Source organism: Streptomyces sp. NPDC002851, assembly GCF_053591935.1.
Window position 1 is genome coordinate 42,530 of record NZ_JBSFUT010000035.1, and the last position, 19,596, is coordinate 62,125.

At 71.4% G+C, this 19,596-nt stretch carries 14 protein-coding genes and 1 pseudogene; 9 read left to right on the forward strand and 6 right to left on the reverse strand.

Annotation, left to right across the window (positions count from 1 at the left end; all coding sequences use genetic code 11):
• The first annotated feature begins 131 nt into the window (after positions 1 to 131).
• Positions 132 to 866 carry an SDR family NAD(P)-dependent oxidoreductase gene (locus ACWD10_RS29745; RefSeq protein WP_451096513.1) on the forward strand — a complete coding sequence of 245 codons (735 nt, stop codon included), beginning with the start codon at positions 132 to 134 and terminating at the stop codon, positions 864 to 866.
• A gap of 329 nt (positions 867 to 1,195) precedes the next feature.
• On the opposite strand, the pseudogene ACWD10_RS29750 reads toward ACWD10_RS29745, so the two are convergent.
• Together ACWD10_RS29750 and ACWD10_RS29755 are read right to left on the reverse strand one after the other, a co-directional pair.
• Positions 1,196 to 2,335, reverse strand: a pseudogene (locus ACWD10_RS29750) (IS701 family transposase); the annotation flags it as partial.
• A gap of 200 nt (positions 2,336 to 2,535) precedes the next feature.
• Positions 2,536 to 3,480: a ScbA/BarX family gamma-butyrolactone biosynthesis protein gene (locus ACWD10_RS29755; protein WP_451096441.1), complete on the reverse strand. Its 945-nt coding sequence runs from the start codon at positions 3,478 to 3,480 to the stop codon at positions 2,536 to 2,538.
• A gap of 128 nt (positions 3,481 to 3,608) precedes the next feature.
• On the opposite strand from ACWD10_RS29755, the gene ACWD10_RS29760 reads away from it, so the two are divergent.
• Positions 3,609 to 4,241 (forward strand): ScbR family autoregulator-binding transcription factor, encoded by a 633-nt coding sequence (locus ACWD10_RS29760; protein ID WP_451096443.1) that lies wholly within the window; start codon positions 3,609 to 3,611, stop codon positions 4,239 to 4,241.
• 18 nt (positions 4,242 to 4,259) lie between these two features.
• Here the strand turns inward: ACWD10_RS29760 and ACWD10_RS29765 are convergent, their stop codons facing one another.
• Positions 4,260 to 4,913 carry a TetR family transcriptional regulator gene (locus tag ACWD10_RS29765; RefSeq protein ID WP_451096445.1) on the reverse strand — a complete coding sequence of 218 codons (654 nt, stop codon included), beginning with the start codon at positions 4,911 to 4,913 and terminating at the stop codon, positions 4,260 to 4,262.
• Between the two features lie 106 nt (positions 4,914 to 5,019).
• Here ACWD10_RS29765 and ACWD10_RS29770 point away from each other — a divergent pair, with 106 nt between their 5' ends.
• From ACWD10_RS29770 to ACWD10_RS29795, 6 genes are all read left to right on the forward strand, one after another.
• Complete coding sequence (locus ACWD10_RS29770) at positions 5,020 to 5,829, forward strand: AfsR/SARP family transcriptional regulator (RefSeq protein WP_451096447.1); 810 nt, start codon at positions 5,020 to 5,022, stop codon at positions 5,827 to 5,829.
• 214 nt (positions 5,830 to 6,043) lie between these two features.
• Positions 6,044 to 6,814 (forward strand): 2,3-dihydro-2,3-dihydroxybenzoate dehydrogenase, encoded by a 771-nt coding sequence (locus ACWD10_RS29775; RefSeq protein WP_451096449.1) that lies wholly within the window; start codon positions 6,044 to 6,046, stop codon positions 6,812 to 6,814.
• Positions 6,815 to 6,957: 143 nt separating this feature from the next.
• Positions 6,958 to 7,581, forward strand: coding sequence for an isochorismatase family protein (locus ACWD10_RS29780; RefSeq protein WP_451096451.1), 624 nt, complete (start codon positions 6,958 to 6,960; stop codon positions 7,579 to 7,581).
• A 23-nt stretch (positions 7,582 to 7,604) separates the two neighbouring features.
• Complete coding sequence (locus tag ACWD10_RS29785; RefSeq protein ID WP_451096453.1) at positions 7,605 to 9,494, forward strand: anthranilate synthase family protein; 1,890 nt, start codon at positions 7,605 to 7,607, stop codon at positions 9,492 to 9,494.
• 284 nt (positions 9,495 to 9,778) lie between these two features.
• Positions 9,779 to 11,896: a transketolase gene (tkt, locus tag ACWD10_RS29790; RefSeq protein WP_451096455.1), complete on the forward strand. Its 2,118-nt coding sequence runs from the start codon at positions 9,779 to 9,781 to the stop codon at positions 11,894 to 11,896.
• A 162-nt stretch (positions 11,897 to 12,058) separates the two neighbouring features.
• Positions 12,059 to 13,060: an NADPH:quinone reductase gene (locus ACWD10_RS29795; RefSeq protein WP_451096457.1), complete on the forward strand. Its 1,002-nt coding sequence runs from the start codon at positions 12,059 to 12,061 to the stop codon at positions 13,058 to 13,060.
• 99 nt (positions 13,061 to 13,159) lie between these two features.
• Here ACWD10_RS29795 and pabB read toward each other — a convergent pair whose 3' ends face one another.
• Positions 13,160 to 15,313: an aminodeoxychorismate synthase component I gene (gene pabB / locus ACWD10_RS29800; RefSeq protein WP_451096515.1), complete on the reverse strand. Its 2,154-nt coding sequence runs from the start codon at positions 15,311 to 15,313 to the stop codon at positions 13,160 to 13,162.
• A 41-nt stretch (positions 15,314 to 15,354) separates the two neighbouring features.
• Positions 15,355 to 16,074 (reverse strand): methyltransferase domain-containing protein, encoded by a 720-nt coding sequence (locus tag ACWD10_RS29805; RefSeq protein WP_451096459.1) that lies wholly within the window; start codon positions 16,072 to 16,074, stop codon positions 15,355 to 15,357.
• A gap of 257 nt (positions 16,075 to 16,331) precedes the next feature.
• Between ACWD10_RS29805 and ACWD10_RS29810 the strand changes: the two genes are divergently transcribed.
• Positions 16,332 to 18,251: a helix-turn-helix domain-containing protein gene (locus tag ACWD10_RS29810; protein ID WP_451096461.1), complete on the forward strand. Its 1,920-nt coding sequence runs from the start codon at positions 16,332 to 16,334 to the stop codon at positions 18,249 to 18,251.
• Between the two features lie 87 nt (positions 18,252 to 18,338).
• Here the strand turns inward: ACWD10_RS29810 and ACWD10_RS29815 are convergent, their stop codons facing one another.
• The gene (locus ACWD10_RS29815) at positions 18,339 to 19,511 is read right to left on the reverse strand and encodes an IS701 family transposase (protein WP_451096517.1); all 1,173 of its coding nucleotides are present in this window, start codon (positions 19,509 to 19,511) and stop codon (positions 18,339 to 18,341) included.
• Positions 19,512 to 19,596: the final 85 nt, after the last annotated feature.

Below are 19,596 nucleotides of genomic sequence, written 5' to 3' on the forward strand. Positions count from 1 at the left end.
CGCCGACGGGCCGGCCGTGACCTGGCCCTGGCCTGCTGGCGTGAATCAGTACAACTGGCCAATGCCGAGGGGGACTTACTGCCATGCAAGGTGCGGGCGGCAGAGGGTACTTGCTGAGTGGTTTGACGATCATGATCACCGGGGCGTCCAGCGGGATCGGTGCGGCCGCGGCCCGCCTGTTCGCCGCCGAGGGCGCCTCGGTCGCGCTGGTGGCCCGGCGCGCGGACCGGCTGGCGGAGCTGACGGCGGAGATCGACGCGGCCGGTGGCCGAGCGCTTGCCGTGCCCGGGGACGTCACCGACGCGGAGGACGTCCAACGGGCGGTCGAGGAGACGGTACGGGCCTTCGGCGGGCTCGACGGGGCGTTCAACAACGCCGGTTGGGGCACCGCCGGGACCCTGCTGCACGAGACCGAGGACGCGGTGTTCCACCAGGTCATGGACATTAACCTGGGCGGCGTCTGGAACTGCCTCAAGGCCGAGATCGGCGCCATGCTGGAAACCGGAAAGGGCGGCTCCATCGTCAACACCGCCAGCATCGCCGGAGTGCTCTCCACCGGCGCCGTGGCGCCGTACGTCGCCGCCAAGCACGCGGTGATCGGCCTGACCCGGGCCGCCGCGACCGAGTACGGTCAACAGGGCATCCGGGTCAATGCGCTGGTCGTAGGCAGCACCCGCACCGAGCTGATCCAGGACGTCCTGGACCAAGTGCCGGAGCTGGAGGAGGGGTTCATCTCCCGCTCCGCGCAGAAGCGCATGGCCGACCCGGTGGAGGTAGCGCAGGCCGCCGCCTGGCTGTTCAGCGGTCGGTCGTCCTTCGTGACCGGCGCCGCCGTGCCGGTGGACGGCGGCTGGACGGCGTCGTAGGGCCTGTGCCGGAAGACCCTCCCCCACCCGGAGGGCGGGGGAGGAGGCGCCTCCTGCTCGAGAGCAGTCGAGGTGGGGGAGGGACTTACGACACAGGACCTGGTACGCACCCCTCGGAACGCCTGCCGGTGCGGGGCTGCCGGAACGGCACGCAACGGCAGGCGGACCACGTGGGGTTACGAGACCGGCTGCGGCACCTTGCCGAAGACAGGGGCGACATGACGCTTCGGGAGCGAGGGCGTCGTGTCCGGCGCCTTCGGTGACCTCCGCCCGTCCCCGTGGGCGCTGCTCCGCTCCATCGGGGTGTCCGTCCATATTGCCGGTCGTGCGGCGAGGCGATGGTAGGCGTATGCGGCGGACACCAGCGTCATGTGGTGGTGCCAGCCGGGGAACGAGCGGCCCTCGAAGTCGAGGAGCCCGTGGTCCCGCTCCAGGGTGGCCACCGTCGTACTCGTACCGGAGCTGAGCCGGGTGAGCGCGGCGAGCCGCTCGAACCGCTGGTCCGTCATGCTCGTCAGCCAGACCCGGGCCGGCCGCTGCCACGTGGCCCGCGAGGTGGTGAACGCCCGGTAGACGCCCGGCACGTTAGGCAACTCCACCAGGCCGGACAGGACCTGTACGTGGCCTGGATCCCGGTGCGGCGCGGCCGCCGTGGAGGTGCGTGCGCGCTGCCCGCCACGCTGCAGGAACTCCTGGACGCCTAGGGCGACCGGGGGGTACGGCGCGGTGCCGCGCGGGCCGGAGGAGCGGGGCCTGGCCGGGAGCACCTGCAGGTCCGGGGGGACCCCGAGCACGAAGTCGCGGCCCTGCTTGCCGAGGCCGCCGATCAGCGGCACGACGTTGGTGTACTCGCTGAGGTTGGCCACCACCGGCACCGGGCCCAGGGAGGTGCGGGCCGCCTGGGTCCCCACCAGGTTGAGCGCGTGCGCCCACAGTGGCCGGTGCCGGGCCGAGTCGGGGACCTTGGCGCGCTCGCGCAGCAGCTCGTCCTCGTCCCACTGGTCCGGCAGCATCACACGCCAGTCGACGGGCAGCAGCGCGCTGTCCGTGGCCAGGAACACGCCGACGCCCAGCTGGCAGCGGATGGTGCGGCCGAGCTCCGGCACGAACCGGCGGTGCACCCCACAGGAGTGCTCGCCCCGCTTGGGTAGCACGGCCGTGCCGATGGTCCAGGCCAGCGGCGTGCTGCGCTGTTCCACCAGGCGGGTCAGCTCCTCGCGGGCCGGCCGCCAGTCCCACGGGCTGGCGTTGATGAACTGCTGCAGGGACTGCGACGCGGTGGGGGAGCTGGAGACCGATGCGGCGATCCGGCGGATCGACTTCTTGCCCGGAGTGTTGAGCAGACCCTCCAGATACGCCTGGGCCCAGCGGCGCTGGTCCGCCCTGGCCAGGCTCCCGAAGAGCGCGGTGGCGAACGCGGACAGCGGAGTCTTCTCCTCGGGTATGTCCCCTAACTTCTGCTCGAGCATGGTGCGTTCCCTCCGTTGCGGACCCGATCACAGAACAATAGCGAACGATCGATATGTTTTTTGTACGGCACCTGACGCGACTCGCGCAAGTCCTTTGGCGGGGGCAGATGGTGCGCGTCGGGAGGCCGCGAGCTCGGTCATCCGCAGGTCGAAGTCCTCGCCGTGCAAGGCGAGTTGGCCGTGCGGGTGCAACGGCTCAACTATGGGTGCCCGGTGGCCGGTTCGATGGTCACCGTGGCGGTGAACGCCCGCTGACCCCCCTGGGACGCGTTGACGCTGACCCGCTCCCGGCCCCAGACGTCGGGGTCGGCGGGCTTCGCCGTGACCAGACAGGGCTGGTCGAACTCCACGTAGCGTAAGAAGGACACGTCGAATGCGACGGGGACCGAAGCGCGGGGCATGGCCCGTGCGTGTGCGGCCTGGCTCACCGCTTCGAGGAGCACCATGCCGGGCACGTGGTCGTGCGGGTGGTCGAACAGGACGATGTGCCCGGTATCGACCCTGAGCCGCCAGGTGTGGGCCGACTGAGTGGGCGTCAGGACGACGTCCCGGGCCGCCGTGCGGCCGACCCGGAACGGCGCCTCGGCTGTGGTGAGCGGCAGCGCCCCCTCAAAGGCCTTGCGCGCGTCCGCGTACCTGCCCCGCAGGCGGTCGTAGATCGCCGACGGGTGCGCGGAGTACCACAGCTCGGCGGTGGCCAGGTCGGTGCCGTCGCGGGTGGCCTCGACCCGCGCGGACAGGTGCACCGAGCCGAGCCGACGCCGCGTCACCGCGGTGTGGGTGATCCTGAGGCGCACCTCGACCGGCTCGGAACTCGTCTGCAGGGCCTCGGCGTTGATGCCGCAGCGGATGAGCTCCCAGCCGAGCCGGTGGCTCAGTGGTATCGCATGGGCCGTGTGGGAGAGCAGCGCAAGCGCCTGGCGGATGCTCTCCGCGACGAGGAGCGGGCAGTAGCGCCCGGCCTCGGTGTAGAAGGTGTGCCTGCTCGGCCACTCGACCACCACCTCGTGTGTCGCATCCGAGACCTCGTGCCAGGCCGCGACGAGCGCTTCGCCCTCGACCTTCTTGCGTACCCATTCCTGAACCGCGGCCACAGAGGGCGCCCGGGTGGCTCTGCCGGTCCCGTCAATGCTGCTGATTGCCATACGAGTTCTCCCCTGGAACGCGCGCGGGCAGCTAGCGCACGGCGACTGTGGATCGAGCCTCTGCGCCGGGATAAAATAGAGAGCACTTTTTCTTTTTGTCGAGGCAGACCTTACGGAGTGTGCTGGAGATGGCGGAGCGGGCTGTGAAGCAAGAGAGGGCAGTGCGTACTCGTGCATCTCTCCTCCGCGCGGGTGCGGAGGTGTTCGGAGAGCGCGGCTTCGCCGGCGCCAGCGTCACGAACATCGCGGCGCGCGCCGGGCTGACGCTCGGCGCCATGTACTTCCACTTCCACTCCAAAGAGGCCCTGGCCCGCGAGATCGTCACCAACCAGCCGGCGCAGGTGGTGCCGCCGCAGGAGTCGGAGGGGCTGCAGCACGCGGTCGACATCACGCTGACATGGGCGTACAAGCTGCTCGACGACCCCATGCTGCTCGCGGGCGCACGGCTGGTCATGGACCAGGAGTTCTTCATCGAGCCGGAGCAGAACTCGCACCACCAGTGGACCCAAGTCCTCTGCCAGGACTTCGCCGTCGCCCGGCGCAAGCGCCAACTGCGGGCCGGAGTGGACGAGGAGGCCCTGGCCCGCCTGGTGGTCAACGCCTGTACCGGCGCGCAGATGCACGCCCGCATGGAGAGCGGCCACCGGGACCTGCCGCAGCGCGTCGAGGAGATGTGGCACTGTCTGCTGCCCGCCTTGGCCGTGCCGAGCGCCATGGCGCGCCTCGAGTTCGACGAGTCGAGAGGGCGGGGCACTCGCTGACGACCGGGCCGGCCCCGGTCAACTCGGCTGGGCGGAGTAGGGGAAGCCGGTCGCGCGGCGCAGCAGTTGCTCGCCGTCGTTGACCCCAAGGCCCCGCAGGGCCAGTCGCCAGACGCGGGTGAGCAGGGCGACGGCGCTCTGCGCCGAGCCCTCGTCGGCCGGCTCGTACGCGCGGTCGCGAATCCAGGTCTCAGCGCCGCTGACCAGCAGGACGGCCAGCGTGGACACCGCCACGGGATCGATGCCCGGGCGTAGTTCGCCGCGCCTTGCCGCCTCCCGCAGCCGCTCGAGCAGCGCGGGGGCCCACAAGGAGGTCCAGCTCTCCGACGGCGACTGACACTCCCGGAAGAGGCGGGTGGCGGCCCGCACTGGAACCTCCTCCTCCAGGAGCATGACGAGTGCGACGGAGAGGTTGATCACGGTCTGGAGCGGCGGGTCGTCCGCCATGGCCACCCGGTCCACCGCGTCCAGGACCGCCGACTCGCCGCACGTCTGGACCGCGTTGGCCACGATCGCCTTGTTCGAGAAGTGGAACGTCAGAGCGCCCATGGAGATGCCGGCGGCTTGGCTGATCCGTGCGAGAGAGGTGGCGCTGTAGCCATTGCGGTCGAACTCCAGGGCTGCCGCCCGCAGTAGGGCCTGGCGGGTCCGTGCCGCCCGTTCCTGTCTCATAGTGCTCCCTCCTGGCCCGGAAGATCACGCGGTTGAATTGCTCTTTATAAAAAACAAAAACCACACTACTATTTTCAAGTTCGAACTGCCGTAGAAGGAAGGCGACATGGACATCAGGTTCCTGGGTCCGTTGATCGTCGAGGAGAGCGGAGTGCCCATCACGCCCGTCGCGGCGACGACCGGGCAGGTGCTCGCGCTGCTCGCGGTGTCCGCCAACCGCGTCGTGCCGACGGACGTGCTGATCGACGAGGTCTGGCCCGACGGTCCGCCCCCGCAGGCCTGGATCGAGCTGCGGTCCCATATCGACGCGTTGCGTGCCCAGATCGCGACGGCGCTGCGCAACCGCGGACGGCCCGCACCGGGCGCGGCGGCCGCCCCCGCGCCCGCGGCGGCCGACGTCCTGGCCGACCTGCCCGGTGGCTACCGCCTGAACAGCGGCACCGGCACCATCGACGCCTGGGAGTTCGAGCGGGCCGCGGGCGCCGGATACCGGGCCATGGAGCGGGAGGACTTCGACGCCGCCGCCCGCCGCCTGCGCCAGGCCCTCACCCTGTGGCGGGCACGCGCCTTCTCCGACGTCGTCGCCGGGCCGCACCTGGAGACGGAGATCGCCCGTCTGGGACAGTCGCGCCGCCGCGCCTTCGACCAGTGGATCGAGGCCACACTGCGCCTCGGCCGGTACCGCGAGCTGACCGCGGACCTGGCCGTGCTCCACGACCCCGGCCCGTTCAGCGAACATTTCGTGATCGCGCTGCACCGGTGCTCCGACTACCGCCAGGCGCTGGCTGTCTACCGGCAGCTGCGCCGGGGTCTCGAGGCCGAGCCGGGCAGCGGCGCCGGGCGCCCCGCCCCGGTCGATGTGCCCGTACTGCCGGTCGCGCGGCGGCGCCCGACCCTGCCCGTGAGACTTGACTGATTTCTCCGTACTTGACGAAGTGCGCCCCATCGGTTGGTCGCGAGAAGCACCGGCGCTCATGATCGGGTGAGTCAGCAAACCAGCCGCTCCGCGCCCGGATTCGGGCCCGCCGCAGTCGAACCTCTCTCCGTCGCTGTGAAGCCCGCGTCGGCCCGGTTGTTGCCAGGCTTCGCCCCCGATCAGGCAGGTCAAGGAACTTGGAGCGAGATACACCATGGAGAACAAAACAGCCATTGTCACCGGCGCCGCCGGAGGCATCGGCGCCGCCGTCGTCCGGTCCCTGGCCGGACGCGGCACCGTCGTCGCCGCTGTCGACCGCGATGCAGAGGCGCTCGCGGAGACCGTCGCCAAGCAGGAGGCGGACGGCCTGCGGGTGACGGCCGTACCCGGCGACGTCACCGACCCCACGGCGGTACGCGCCCTGGTCGACACGGTCGAACAGCAGCTGGGGCCGGTCGAGTTCCTGGTCAACGCGGCAGGAATCCTGCGCCTCGGAGAGGTCAGGACGTTCAGCGACGAGGACTGGGCGGCCACGTTCATGGTCAACACCAGTGGCGTGTTCCACATGTCCCAGGCCGTGGTCGACCGGATGGTGGAGCGCCGCACCGGCGCGATCGTCACCGTGGCCTCCAACGCGGGCAGCACACCGCGCGCCGAGATGGCCGCCTACTCCGCGTCCAAGGCGGCCGCCACCCTGTTCACCAAGTCGCTCGGCCTTGAGGTCGCCCGGTACGGCATCCGCTGCAACGTCGTGGCACCGGGCTCCACCAACACCCCGATGCTCAGCTCCATGTGGCACGACGAGTCAGGCCCCAAGGGCACCATCGAGGGGCGCCCCGAGGTGTACCGGCTCGGCATTCCGCTGCGCAAGCTCGCGCAGCCCGAGGACGTCGCCGCCGCCGTCGTCTTCCTGCTGTCCGAGCAGGCCGCGCACATCACGCTGCACGAGCTGACCGTCGACGGCGGGGCGACGCTCGGCGCATAGGGCGGTCTTCCGTCTCACGTATCCGTGCCGTCGGCTCGGTTGCCGCTCCTGGGGGCTGCGCCCCCAGACCCCCCGTTCATCGCGCTGAACGCGCTCGTCCTCAAACGCCGGACGGGCTGTTCTTGCCCAACGAGAGGACCCGTATGCCCGGCCTCCCGACCATCGACAGCTATCCGATGCCGACCGCCGGTGACCTGCCTGCCAGCGTGCCGGCGTGGACCGTCGACCCGAGCCGTGCCGTGCTGCTCGTCCACGACATGCAGCGCTACTTTCTCGAACCCTTCCCCGGGCAGATACGCGACCAGCTTGTCACCAACGCGGCGGCCCTGCGCGAGCACTGTGCCGCCACGGGCATGCCCGTGGCCTACACCGCGCAGCCGGGCGGCATGACCCCGGAACAGCGCGGACTGCTCAAGGACTTCTGGGGCCCCGGCATGCGGGTCGACCCGGCCGACCGCGCGGTCGTCGACGCGCTGGCCCCCGCCCCGGGCGACTGGATGCTCACCAAGTGGCGCTACAGCGCGTTCTTCCGGACCGACCTGCTGGAGCAGATGCGCGTCCACCGGCGCGACCAGCTCGTCGTCTGCGGCGTCTACGCCCACGTCGGTGTGCTGATGAGCGCCGTGGAGGCGTTCACCAACGACATCGAGACGTTCCTGGTGGCCGACGCCGTCGCCGACTTCAGCGAGGCCGACCACCGCCTTGCCCTGGACTACGCGGCCAGGCGCTGCGCGGTCGTCACCACCACCAAGGACGTCATCGGATGACGCGGACCGAGGAAGGACGCCCCATGACCCGTCAGCCGCTCGACCGGGTGCTCACGCCGAAGCCGCCGGCCTTCGCGCTACTGCACCGCCCCGAGACGACCGGACCCGGCGCCCTCGAAGTCCTCCTGGGCCGGATCTCCCTGCCCAGGACGCTCGCGGCCATCCCGGTGCCCGACGCGGCGGCCGGCACGGGTGAGCCACACCAGGAGGTGCTGGCCCTCGTGCCCTACCGACAGCTCGCCGAGCGCGGCTTCGACTGCCCCGACGACGGCTCACCGCTGATCGCCCTTGCCGTCACCGAGCAACAGACGGTCCCGCTCACCGAGGTGCTGCGGCGCGTCGAGGACGTCCCCATCGAGCTCAGCAACGGACACTTCGACGTCTCCGACGACGCCTACGCGGAGATCGTACGCAAGGTGATCGCCGACGAGATCGGCACCGGCAAGGGCGCGAACTTCGTCATCAAGCGCTCCTTCACCGCGGACATCACCGACTACGGCGTGCCCACCGCGCTCGCGTTCTTCCGCAGACTCCTGGAGCGCGAGCAGGGCGCGTACTGGACGTTCATCGTGCACACCGGCGATCGCACCTTCGTCGGCGCTTCTCCCGAGCGGCACGTCAGCCTGCACGACGGCACCGCGGTCATGAACCCCATCAGCGGCACCTACCGCTACCCGGCGTCCGGGCCCACCCTGCCCGGCGTCATCGAGTTCCTCGCCGACCGCAAGGAGGCCGACGAGCTCTACATGGTGGTCGACGAAGAGCTCAAGATGATGGCCCGCGTCTGTCCCGACGGCGGCCGCGTGGTGGGCCCGTATCTCAAGGAGATGGCGCGGCTCGCGCACACCGAGTACTTCATCGAGGGCCGCACCGACCGCGACCCGCGCGAGATCCTCCGCGAGACGCTGTTCGCCCCGACCGTCACCGGCAGCCCGCTGGAGAGCGCCTGTCGCGTCATCGAGGGGTACGAGCCCCACGGACGCGGCTACTACAGCGGCGTCGCCGCCCTCATCGGCCGGGACGCGGGCGGTGGCCGCACCATGGACTCCGCCATCATGATCCGTACCGCGGACATCGAGAACGACGGCCGCATCTCCATCGGCGTCGGAGCCACCCTGGTGCGCCACTCCGACCCGGAGTCCGAGGTGGCCGAGACCCGGGCCAAGGCCGCGGGACTCCTCGCCGCCCTGGAAGAGCGCGCCTCGGCCCGGTTCACCGCGCACCCGGAAGTCCGTGCCGCCCTCGCGGAGCGCAACACGTCCATCGCCGACTTCTGGCTCGCCGACGACGCGCGCCGGGCCCGGCCCGAGCCGGCCCTGACCGGGCGCAGGGTCCTCATCGTCGACGCGGAGGACACCTTCACGTCGATGATCGAGCAGCAACTGCGCGCCCTGGGCTGCGAGGTGACGGTGCGCCGCTTCGACGAGCCGTACTCCTTCGACGGCCACGACCTGGTCGTCATGGGCCCCGGCCCCGGCGACCCGCGCGAGTCCGGCCACCCGAAGATCGCTCACCTGAACGCGGCGGTGCGTACCCTCCTGGCCGAGCGGCGGCCGTTCCTCGCCGTCTGCCTCAGCCACCAGGTACTCAGCCTCCGGCTCGGCCTCGAACTGCGCCGCCGTGACGTCCCCAACCAGGGCGTACAGCGCGAGATCGACCTGTTCGGGAGGCGTGAACGGGTCGGCTTCTACAACACGTTCGCCGCCCGCAGCCAGGAGGACAAGGTCGAGGCCCCCGACGGCACCACCGTCGAGATCAGCAGGGACCCGCAGACGGGCGAGGTGCACGCCCTGCGCGCACCCCACTTCGCCTCCATGCAGTTCCACGCGGAGTCCGTGCTCACCCAGGACGGGCCGCGCATCGTGGCCACGCGCCTGGTCGAGCTGGCCGAGGGGGCGCTGGCTGCGCGGTGAGCGTGTCTTACGGAACACGTATGCGTGCCGTCGGCCCGGTTGCCGCCCCTGGGGGCTGCGCCCCCAGACCCCCGCTTTATCGGCCTGAACGGCCTCGTCCTCAAACGCCGGACGGGCTCAGTTGTTGCACCGCCCAACGCGACCTGACGTACCGCCGTACGACCTGACGACTTTCGCGGACCGCGATTGGCCCACGCACGGGACCGGCCCAGGATGACCTGTGCCGGCGCACCCCGAACCGCCTCCCCGCCAAGCTTCCTTCGACTAGGAGCCGTGAGCATCCCGTGAACCCCCAGGCGAGCACTGCGGCAGCCGAGCCGGCTGCCCCTCTCGAGTGGACCGAACTCGACCGGCGCGCCGTCGACGTGGCGCGCTGCCTCGCGGTGGACGCGGTGGAAGCGGCAGGACATGGCCACCCCGGTACCGCCATGAGCCTGGCGCCGGCCGCCTACCTGCTCTTCCAGCGGCTGCTGCGGCACGACCCCACCGACCCGCAATGGGCCGGCCGCGACCGCTTCGTACTGTCCTGCGGGCACTCCAGCCTGACCCTCTACAACCAGCTCTACCTGTCCGGTTACGGCCTCGAGCTCGCGGACATCAAGGCCCTGCGCACCGAGGGCAGCCGCACCCCGGCCCACCCCGAGTACGGGCACACGCCGGGCGTCGAGACCACCACCGGCCCGCTGGGCCAGGGGCTCGCCAACGCCGTGGGCATGGCGATGGCCGCCCGCCGCGAACGCGGCCTGCTCGACCCGGACGCTCCGGCCGGACAGTCGCCCTTCGACCACACCATCTGGGTCTTCGCGTCCGACGGCGACCTGGAGGAGGGCATCAGCCACGAGGCCAGCTCGCTCGCCGGGCACCAGAAGCTCGGCAACCTCGTGGTGCTCTACGACGACAACCGCATCTCCATCGAGGACGACACCCGCATCGCCCAGTCCGAGGACGTCCTCGCGCGCTACCGGGCGTACGGCTGGCACGTGCAGCAGGTCGACTGGACCACCGACGACGGCTACGCCGAGGACGTCCCCGCCCTGCACGCCGCCCTGGACCATGCCCGTGGCGTCACCGACCGGCCCTCGCTCATTGCGCTCCGCACCGTCATCGGCTGGCCCGCGCCCACCAAGCAGAACACCGGCAAGATCCACGGCGCCGCCCTCGGTGCCGAGGAGGCCGCGGCCACCAAGGCCGCCCTGGGCCTCGATCCCGAGCGCTCCTTTCAGGTGCCCGACGACGTGCTCGCGCACGCCCGCAAGGTCGTCGACCGCGGGCGCGCCGCACGCGCCGCCTGGGACAAGCGCTACCTGGACTGGCGGTCCGCCTTCCCCCAGCGGGCCGCCACGTACGACAGGTTCTCCGCCCGCCTCCTTCCCCCTGGGTGGGCGGAGAACCTGCCGGCCTTCGAGCCCGGACAGGAGATCGCCACCCGCAAGGCCTCGGGCGAGGTGCTCTCGGCCCTCGCCGACGCCCTGCCCGAGCTGTGGGGCGGCTCCGCCGATCTGGCCGACAGCAACAACACCACCATGAAGGGCGAACCCTCCTTCATCCCCGAGGAGTCGGCCACGGCAGCCTTCCCCGGGCACCGCTACGGCCGCACCTTGCACTTCGGCATCCGCGAACACGCCATGGGCGCCATCCTCAACGGCATCGCCCTGCACGGCGGCACCCGCCCCTACGGCGGCACCTTCCTGGTCTTCTCCGACTACATGCGCCCCGCCGTCCGGCTCGCCGCGATGATGCGGCTGCCTGTCACCTACGTGTGGACCCACGACTCCATCGGCCTCGGCGAAGACGGTCCGACGCACCAGCCCGTGGAGCACCTGTGGGCGCTGCGCGGCATCCCCGGCCTGGACATCGTCCGCCCCGCCGACGCCAACGAGACCGTGGTCGCCTGGCGCACCGTGCTCGAACACCACGACCGCCCCGCCGGGCTGTGCCTCAGCCGCCAGAACCTGCCCGTCCTGCGCCGCGGCGACGGCGGCCTCGCACCGGCCGACGGCGTCGCGCGCGGCGGCTATGTCCTGGCCGAGGCCGACGGCGGCAGCCCCGAGGTCGTCCTCGTCGCCACCGGCAGCGAAGTCCAAGTCGCCCTGGCCGCACGGGAGATCCTCCAACAGGAGGGCACCGCCACCCGTGTGGTGTCCATGCCGTGCATCGAGTGGTTCCAGGAACAGAGCCAGGAGTACCGCGACACGGTGCTGCCGCCCCGCGTGCCCGCTCGTGTCTCCGTCGAGGCCGGCACCGCGCTCGGCTGGTACGCGCTGCTCGGCGAGACCGGCGAGGCCGTCAGCCTCGAACAGTTCGGCGCCTCCGCCCCGTACCGCACGCTCTACCGGCAGTTCGGCCTCACCCCCGAACGCGTGGCCGCCGCCGCGCGCACCAGCCTGAACAGGGCGAAGTGAGGCGGCCGCGCCCCGGGGAGCGGTCCCGGTCGCCGGGATCGTCGCCGATCGACTTCACCTGACCGATCCGACCCGATCTGATCCGACCTGGCCTGGGGGAACCTGACAGATCATCAATTCCGAAGTGGGCTCTTTCACATGTCGCTGCCAGAATCCGGTGCCATGCGCGCTGCGTACATCGAGGAGTTCGGCCCTCCGGATGCCATTCGCTACGGCGAGCTTCCCGTTCCCCGTATGGGTTCCACCGACGTCCTGGTCGACGTCACCGCGACCACGGTGAACCCGGTGGACACATACGTCCGTTCCGGAGCTCTCCATACGTGGGTGGACTTCCCGTTCGTGACCGGCCGCGACCTCGTCGGCACCGTCGCCGACGTGGGGCCGGGCTGTACCGGCTTCGCCGTCGGCGACCGGGTGTGGTGCAACAGCCTGGGGCACGACGGCCGACAGGGCGCGGCCGCCGAACAGGCGGTGGTGGCCGCCGACCGCCTCTACCGCCTGCCCGACGGCGTCGACCCGGAGGTGGCGGTCGCCATGGCCGACCCGGGTGCCATCGCCTACCGGACCCTGTTCACCCACGGCATGCTGCGGCCGGGGGAGACGGTGGTGGTCATCGGGGCCGGGGACGACCTGGGCCGTGCCCTGGTGGCCTTCGCCGCCCGGGCCGGAGCCCGGGTCATCGCCACGGCCGACGCGCAGGACGTCGAGTACGGCGCGTCCCTCGGCGCCGCCGAGGTCTTCGACCGCCGATGCCCCGAGCTTGTCCGGAAGATCCGTGGCACCAGCCCGGACGGGGTCGACCTGTACGTGGATACGGCGGGTGTGAACACCGTACGGACCACCGTCGGCCTGCTCGCCCCGCGCGGCCGGGCCGTCCTGCTTGCCGGGGCGCTGGCCAAGCCGGTCGTGCCGGCCAGCGTCCTCTTCCTGGAGCGCGGCTCGGTCGTCGGGTTCTCGGTCGTGCACGCCCCGGCCGCCGAGCTCGCCGAGGCGGCCGCGGGCATCAACCGGCTCCTCGCGGCCGGACTGCTGTGCCCCCGGGCCACCGAGGTCCTCCCGCTGAGCGCCACCGCCGAGGCGCACCGGCGCGTGGGGCAGCAGGCACCGGACCGGCGCCAAGTGATCCTGCGCCCGGACTCATCAATGAGCCCGTCCGGCGTTTGAGGACGAGCGCGTTCAGCGCGATAAAGCGGGTTCTGGGGGCGCGGCCCCCAGGGGCGGTAACCGAGCCGACGGCGTGGATACGTGATCCGCAAGACACGCCTAGGCCGGAAGTGGTGCCCCGCGGCCGGGGAAGGGGCTGCCTGTCAGGGCGAGCAGCGGCGTGGACTTGACGGCCGTCTCCTCGAACTCGGCCTCCGGTGACGACAGGGCGATCACGGCGCCCCCCACGCCGTACCGCAGGCGCCCCTCGGTGAGCACCGCCGTGCGGATCACCACGCTGAGGTCGGCCGCGCCCGACAGCGAGAAGTAGCCGATCGCGCCCGAGTACACCCCGCGCGGCCCGGCCTCGAGCCCGTCGGTGATCTCCATCGTCCGGATTTTCGGCGCGCCGGTCATCGAGCCCGGCGGAAATGCGGCGCGCACGCAGTCCAGGGGCGAGCAGTCCCGGCGCAGCCGTGCTCGTACCGTGCTCACCAGCTGGTGGACCGTCTCGTACGTCTCGACCTGGAAGATGTCCTCGGCCTCCACCGACCCGATCTCAGCGGCCCGTCCGAGGTCGTTGCGGACCAGGTCCACGATCATGAGGTTCTCCGCGCGGTCCTTCTCGTCCGTCAGTAGCTCCGCCACCAGCGCGGCGTCCTCCTGCGGTGTGGCTCCCCGCGGCCGCGTCCCCTTGATCGGCTTGGACTCGACCAGGCCGTCCGCGGTGACGCGCAGGAACCGCTCCGGAGAGGTGCTCAGCACCGACAGCTCCCCGAAGCGGAGCAGCGCACCGAACGGTGCGGGGCTGACGCGGCGCAGCAGCCGGTAGCTCGACCAGGGTGTGAACGTGCCGTGTGCCTCGGCCATGTTGGTCAGGCACACCTCGTAGCTCTCGCCGGCGGCGATCTCCGCCAACGCGGCGTCCACCAGGCCGAGATACTCCTGTCGGTCGTGCCGGAGCGTCACCTTGGCGCCGTCCGCGGGCCGAGGCGTCAGGGGCACCTCGGCCCGCGGACGGCCCGACAGCGTGCCGAGGGCGTGCGCGGTGTCCCGCAGCCAGCGGTCCGCGGCGTCCGTACGGCCCTCCTCCACGAGCGCGAGCAGGTACGTGGTCCCGGTGGCGTGGTCGAACACGACGGCCCGGTCGGCGAAGACCATGGCGGCGTCCGGTTCCTCCGCGCGGTGCGTCGCGCTGCCGCCGCACTCCGCCTTGAGCTCGTAGCCGAGATAGCCGACCCAGCCCAGGGCGAAGTCGAAGGGCAGCTCGGGCACCGCCGTACGCACGGCGGCCAGGTCGCGGTCCAGCCACGCCAGGAAGTCCCCCGAGACCACCTCGGCGCCCGCCGCGGAGCGCACGGTGACGGTGTGGGTCCACACGTCGGCCTCGGCGACCCGGGCCAGCGGTCCGGCCGCGTCCCCCATGATCGAGAAGCGGCCCGCGGCGTCGCGCGAGGCCTGCCCCGTGCTGCTGTCCAGCCAGAAGACGGTCTCGCTCGTCCCGAACAGCTCCTCGAAGACCACCTCGTCGTTCCAGCGGGTCTCCAACTCCTCGACCAGCACGCGCAGGTGGCGTCGGCCTTGTGCCGTTGCCGTTGTCCTTGCCGTTGTCCTTGCCGGTGTCGGAGACGGTGCGGCGGTCGGCCGTGCGGGTGCCGTGAGGTCCGGCTCCGCCGTGCGCGTCGGACGGTCCGGGTGCCACTGGCGGCACAGCCGCACGAAGTTGCCGAGCAGCGCCTTGCCGTAGCGCGTGCGGATCGATTCGGGGTGGAACTGCACCCCCCACATCGGCCGACTGCGGTGCCGCAGCCCCATCAGGACACCGTCCGGAGTCCACGCCGTGGCCTCAAGGGACTCCGGCAGGTCGGTCACGGCCAGCGAGTGGTAGCGCACCGCCTCGAACGGTGAGGGCAGTCCGGCGAAGAGCTCGTCGCCGTGGTGCAGCACCGGTGACAGGCGGCCGTGCCGGGGCTCCGGCGCCCGCGCGACGGTGGCGCCGTGCGCCAGGGCCACGCCCTGGTGCCCCAGACAGATGCCGAGCAGCGGGAGCTCGCAGCGCTCCACCAGCTCGCGGCAGATCCCGAAGTCGGCGGCGCGCTCCGGAGTTCCGGGGCCGGGCGACAGGACGACCGCGTCGACCTCGGCGAGGCGCCCGAGGTGCCAGCCGGGGTCGTCGTTACGCACGACGACCGGCTCCTGTCCGGTGATCCCGGCCAGGTAGTGGACGAGGTTGTGGGTGAACGAGTCGTAGTTGTCGACGATCAAGATACGCACGGGCACTTCCGTCATCCTCGTGAAACCGTCATCCGGAGTTCTCATGAGGCCGTACGGGCCCCGGCTCCGGCATGGGAGCCGACCCGCGCCACGGACACCTCGATCAGCATGTGCTCGACCAGCTCCCGGCCCTCCCGGATGCGGATGCTTCGCAGCGCCCGCAGCTCGCGTCCGGACTCGTCGGCGATGGCGTACAGGCACGGAAGGTCGCCGCGGTCACTGAAGTGCAGCAGCGCCGAGCCGCCCGCGGTCGTCCACAGCGGCGCCTCCACGAGGTAGCGGCGGTGGGCGGCGTACCCCGGGTCGACATAGGCCTGTTCGTGGAGCGACGCGTAGCGGTAGTCGGCCGGGGCCAGGACGAAGTTGGAGTGCCAGTACACCGTGTCGAAGCGCTGGTCCGGCGCGAGCGCGTGGAACAGGTCGCTGTGCCGGCTGGACACCTGGCGGGCGACGCCGTGCCGCGCCGCGTTCCGGGCCGCGTTGTCCACCGCGTACGGGTTGATGTCCGTGGCGAGTACCCGCTCGCAGCCCGCCAGGGCGGCGCTCACCGCGATGATGCCGGTGCCGCAGCCCACTTCGAGGAACGAGCCGTGCCGCGGGATCTGTGCTTTCTCCGTGAAGCCGAGCAGTTCCATGGCGGCGTCCGTCGACGCCGAGTACGGCGGGGCGAACACCTCGGGCAGCAGCTCCCACTCGCGGCCCCGCATGGTGAACCGGCTCGGCCGCTCGCTGTCCGTGCGTGCCTCGCGACTTCGCTCCAACGACCGTATATAGCTTCGGATTTGCAATGTCAGCCCCTCCCTGGGCGAAGCGGACTGCCCCGCGCCCCGGGCATGAGCCTCGGCCAGAGCGATGCCCGGCAGGAAGGTGGTCTCGAGACACCACGCGGGCGCCGCGGCGGTGTCCCCAACACAGCTCGACGACATTTGCCCAGGTCAACGTTGACGGGCTGATTCTGCGAGAACTAGTTTCGGCCAGGCCGAGCATCGCTTTGGCCTAAAAATGGGGGAAATGTGACATGCCTGGCTATGTAAGTCCCGAGGGGGATCCCGTACTGACCGTCCTGGAGCTGCTCGCGGAGGAAGCACCGGCAAGCCGCCTCGAAGCGCTGCTGCAGCGTGTGCGCCGGGGCAGCCCGGACCCCGAGACGCTCGACCGCGTCGAACGGGCCGTGCAGCTCGCCCGGGACGTGCATGTCTCCCTCAACCGCAGCAAGCACCGCGAGGCCGGATTCGCCGCGCTCGTCGACACCGCCCGGGACCTCACGTTCCCCTACGATCTGGACACCCTCCTGAGCGTGATCACCCGGCGGGTCAGATGGCTGCTCCACTTCGACATGACGTACGTCAGCCTCCGCGACGCGGAGGGCGAGATGCGCATCCACACCTCGGAGGGCTCCACCACCGCGCTCAACACCGGACTCAAGATCGAGCCCGGCCTCGGCCTCGGTCACCAGGCCGTGCTCTCCGGAGCCCCGCTGTGGACGGCCGACTACCTGAACGACGACTCCATATCCCACGGCGCCAGCATCGACCGGGTGGTCGAGGCGGAGGGGCTGCGCGGCCTCATGGCCGTACCGCTGCGCCACGGCGACACGACTGTGGGCGTGCTCTACGGCGCGGACCGCAAGGTTCGCCACTACACACCCGACGAGATCGGCCTCATCTGTTCCTTCGCGGACCTCGCGGCCGTGGCCATAGAGCGGGCCGGGCTGCTGCAGCAGATACAGGACCAGGTGGCCGAGCTCGAACTCGACGGGTTCCGCACCCGCACCACCCTCGTGCGCTTGGAGCAACTCGGCGAGGCCTACAGCCGCATCATGAGTCTGCTCGTCTCCGGCGCGGACCTGACCTCCGTGGCCAAGGCCGCCGGTGACGCCCTGGACGGCACCCTGCAGATGCGCGATCCGGCCGGCCGCGTCCTGGCCGCCGGGGGAGACCTCTTGGACCTGGACGAGGACGCCGTGGCCAGGGGCGTCCTGGAGGCGCACGTACAGCGTGGCCCCGTCGCCGCCGACGAGCGGACCTGGATCACCCGCGTGACCGCGGGCACGGAGGACCTCGGCGTCCTCGTGCTGCGGCCGATGACCCCGCTGGTGGGTCAGGACACCTGGCTGCTGCAGACGGTCGCGCAGGCCTTCGCCGTCCACCTGCTGATGCAGCGCAGCTCGGCCGTCGCCGAAGGGCCGGTGCGCGACGAGTTGTTGGACGAGCTCCTGGCCTTGTCGGCCCCCGCGCAGCCGCCGCACCAGATGCTCCAGCGGGCCCGCAGGCTCGACATCGACCTGGAGCTGCCGCACGTCCTCGTCGTGGCCCGGCCCGAGGGCGGCGAGCAAGGCCGGGCCGTGGTGTGGGCCTCCTCCTACGCGTACCGGATGTCCGGCCTCAAGACCGTGCAGAGCGGCTGCATCGTGCTGCTCCTGCCCGGCACGGACGCCTCCGGTGCGGCCCGCGCCGTCTCCGACGAGCTCGGCCCGCTGCTCGGCCACCCGGTCTCCGCCGGGGCCGCGGGGCCGGACCGGGGGGCCGCCGAGGTCCCCCGGATGTACCGGGAGGCCGTGCGCTGCCTGGACGCGCTCACCGCCCTCAACGGCGTGGGCTGTGCGGCCTCCGCACACGAACTCGGCTTCCTCGGCCTGCTCCTGTCCGACGACTACGACGTCGACGGCTTCATCGACTCCGTCATCGGCCCGGTCCTCGAGTACGACGGGGAGCGCCTCACCGAGCTCACCCGCACGCTTGAGGCCTACTTCGCCTCGGGCGGCAGCCCCACCAACGCCGCCGAGGCGCTCCACGTCCACCCCAACACCGTCTCTCGCCGCCTGGAGCGCATCACCGAACTCCTGGGCACTCAGTGGCAAAAGCCCGGGCAGGCCCTCGAAGTGCAGCTGGCGCTGCGGCTGCAGCGGGCCCGCGCGGTGCTGCGCGGCTCGGCCTGAACGGCCTCGTCCTCAAACGCCGGACGGGCTGAATTGTTGCCCCCGCCCACAGCACCGCCGGACCGTACGAGGTGATCCGGCAGCGCCTCAGGCGACGTACTCCAGGGCGTAGGCGCCCGTGGACAGCACGGTCGCCGCGTGCGCCGCGGAGGCGAGGGTGATGTGGCGGTGCCAGCCGCGGTAGGACCGGCCCACGAAGTCGCGCAGCCCCGCCGCCTGGCCGATCTCGGCGAAGTCCCGGTCCACCCGGTGGATCAGCTTCGTCAGCCGCAGCAGCGGCACCACCGGCGTCTTCGTCAGGTCGGTGAGCCACATCTCGACCGGCGGCCGCCGCGGGTCCAGCCACTCGCCGAGCAGCAGCATCGGACGCTGCCGGCCCACCTGCGGGTCCGTCAGGGACACCCGCACCACCGACGCGAGAGACGTGCGCGCGGCGCCCTGCCGGGCCGCGTCGGGCCAGTGCACCGGTCGGCGCAACCCCTTCATCGACTCCAGGATCTGCTGGGCGGGCAGCGGCCCCGCGCCGAAGCCCGGCATAGCGCGGTCCGCCACCGTGAGCCGGCACGACGTGCCGATCCGGCCAAGCACCGGCACCCCGGCCCTGCCGAGCCGCGTCAGCGTCGGGCGGACCACGTCGCCGCGCAGATCAAGCAGTACCGGTCGACGCGGCGCGTTCCCGTGCACCGCGGTGTCCAGAGCGACAGCGGCGGCGCACTCCTCCTGGCTCTCGCACCACACGCCCTCGGGCACCTCCGCGCGATCGCGCCGCTCCTGGTCGACGACCCACTGATCGGGCAGGAACAGCCGCCAGTTGACCGGGGCGCTCAGCTCCTCCGAGGCGAACCACAGGCCGAATGCCTGCTGACCGCGGAGCATCTGGCCCGACTGCGGGGCGAACAGCCGGTCCACGCCCACGGAGTGCTCGCCGGCCTTCGGGATGTGCATCGAGCGCACCACCCAGGCCTGCGGGGCGATGGCCCACTCCACGTACGAGGCGAGTGCGGACCGCATGGGCCGCCAGTCCCACGTCGAGCTGGAGATGAAGTGGTGCAGGCTCTGCTCGGCGGTCGTCCCGCCGACGTGCGCCGCGATGTTCCGGATCGACTTGCGCCCCTTGGCCAAGAGCAGGCCGCGCAGATACTGCTCGGCCTTCTGACGCTGGTCCTTCCTGCGGAGTGCGGAGAACAGGGTGGAGCCGAGCTCGGTGACGATGTCGTCGGACACCGCGGTGCCGTCCGGCACCTGGGACGGGCGGCGTATCGGAAACGGTTCGACGACATTCCTGCTCGTGACAACGGGCGTAGGCACAACGGTCCCCCATACGGTCGGGCAGCCCTTTCGACTG

What these genes read in the sequence shown, in the direction of transcription:
- ACWD10_RS29745 (WP_451096513.1), top strand. Translation starts at nt 132, where the DNA reads ATGATCACCGGGGCGTCCAGCGGGATCGGTGCGGCCGCGGCCCGCCTG.
- ACWD10_RS29755 (WP_451096441.1), bottom strand. Translation starts at nt 3,480, where the DNA reads ATGGCAATCAGCAGCATTGACGGGACCGGCAGAGCCACCCGGGCGCCC.
- ACWD10_RS29760 (WP_451096443.1), top strand. Translation starts at nt 3,609, where the DNA reads ATGGCGGAGCGGGCTGTGAAGCAAGAGAGGGCAGTGCGTACTCGTGCA.
- ACWD10_RS29765 (WP_451096445.1), bottom strand. Translation starts at nt 4,913, where the DNA reads ATGAGACAGGAACGGGCGGCACGGACCCGCCAGGCCCTACTGCGGGCG.
- ACWD10_RS29770 (WP_451096447.1), top strand. Translation starts at nt 5,020, where the DNA reads ATGGACATCAGGTTCCTGGGTCCGTTGATCGTCGAGGAGAGCGGAGTG.
- ACWD10_RS29775 (WP_451096449.1), top strand. Translation starts at nt 6,044, where the DNA reads ATGGAGAACAAAACAGCCATTGTCACCGGCGCCGCCGGAGGCATCGGC.
- ACWD10_RS29780 (WP_451096451.1), top strand. Translation starts at nt 6,958, where the DNA reads ATGCCCGGCCTCCCGACCATCGACAGCTATCCGATGCCGACCGCCGGT.
- ACWD10_RS29785 (WP_451096453.1), top strand. Translation starts at nt 7,605, where the DNA reads ATGACCCGTCAGCCGCTCGACCGGGTGCTCACGCCGAAGCCGCCGGCC.
- ACWD10_RS29795 (WP_451096457.1), top strand. Translation starts at nt 12,059, where the DNA reads ATGCGCGCTGCGTACATCGAGGAGTTCGGCCCTCCGGATGCCATTCGC.
- ACWD10_RS29810 (WP_451096461.1), top strand. Translation starts at nt 16,332, where the DNA reads ATGCCTGGCTATGTAAGTCCCGAGGGGGATCCCGTACTGACCGTCCTG.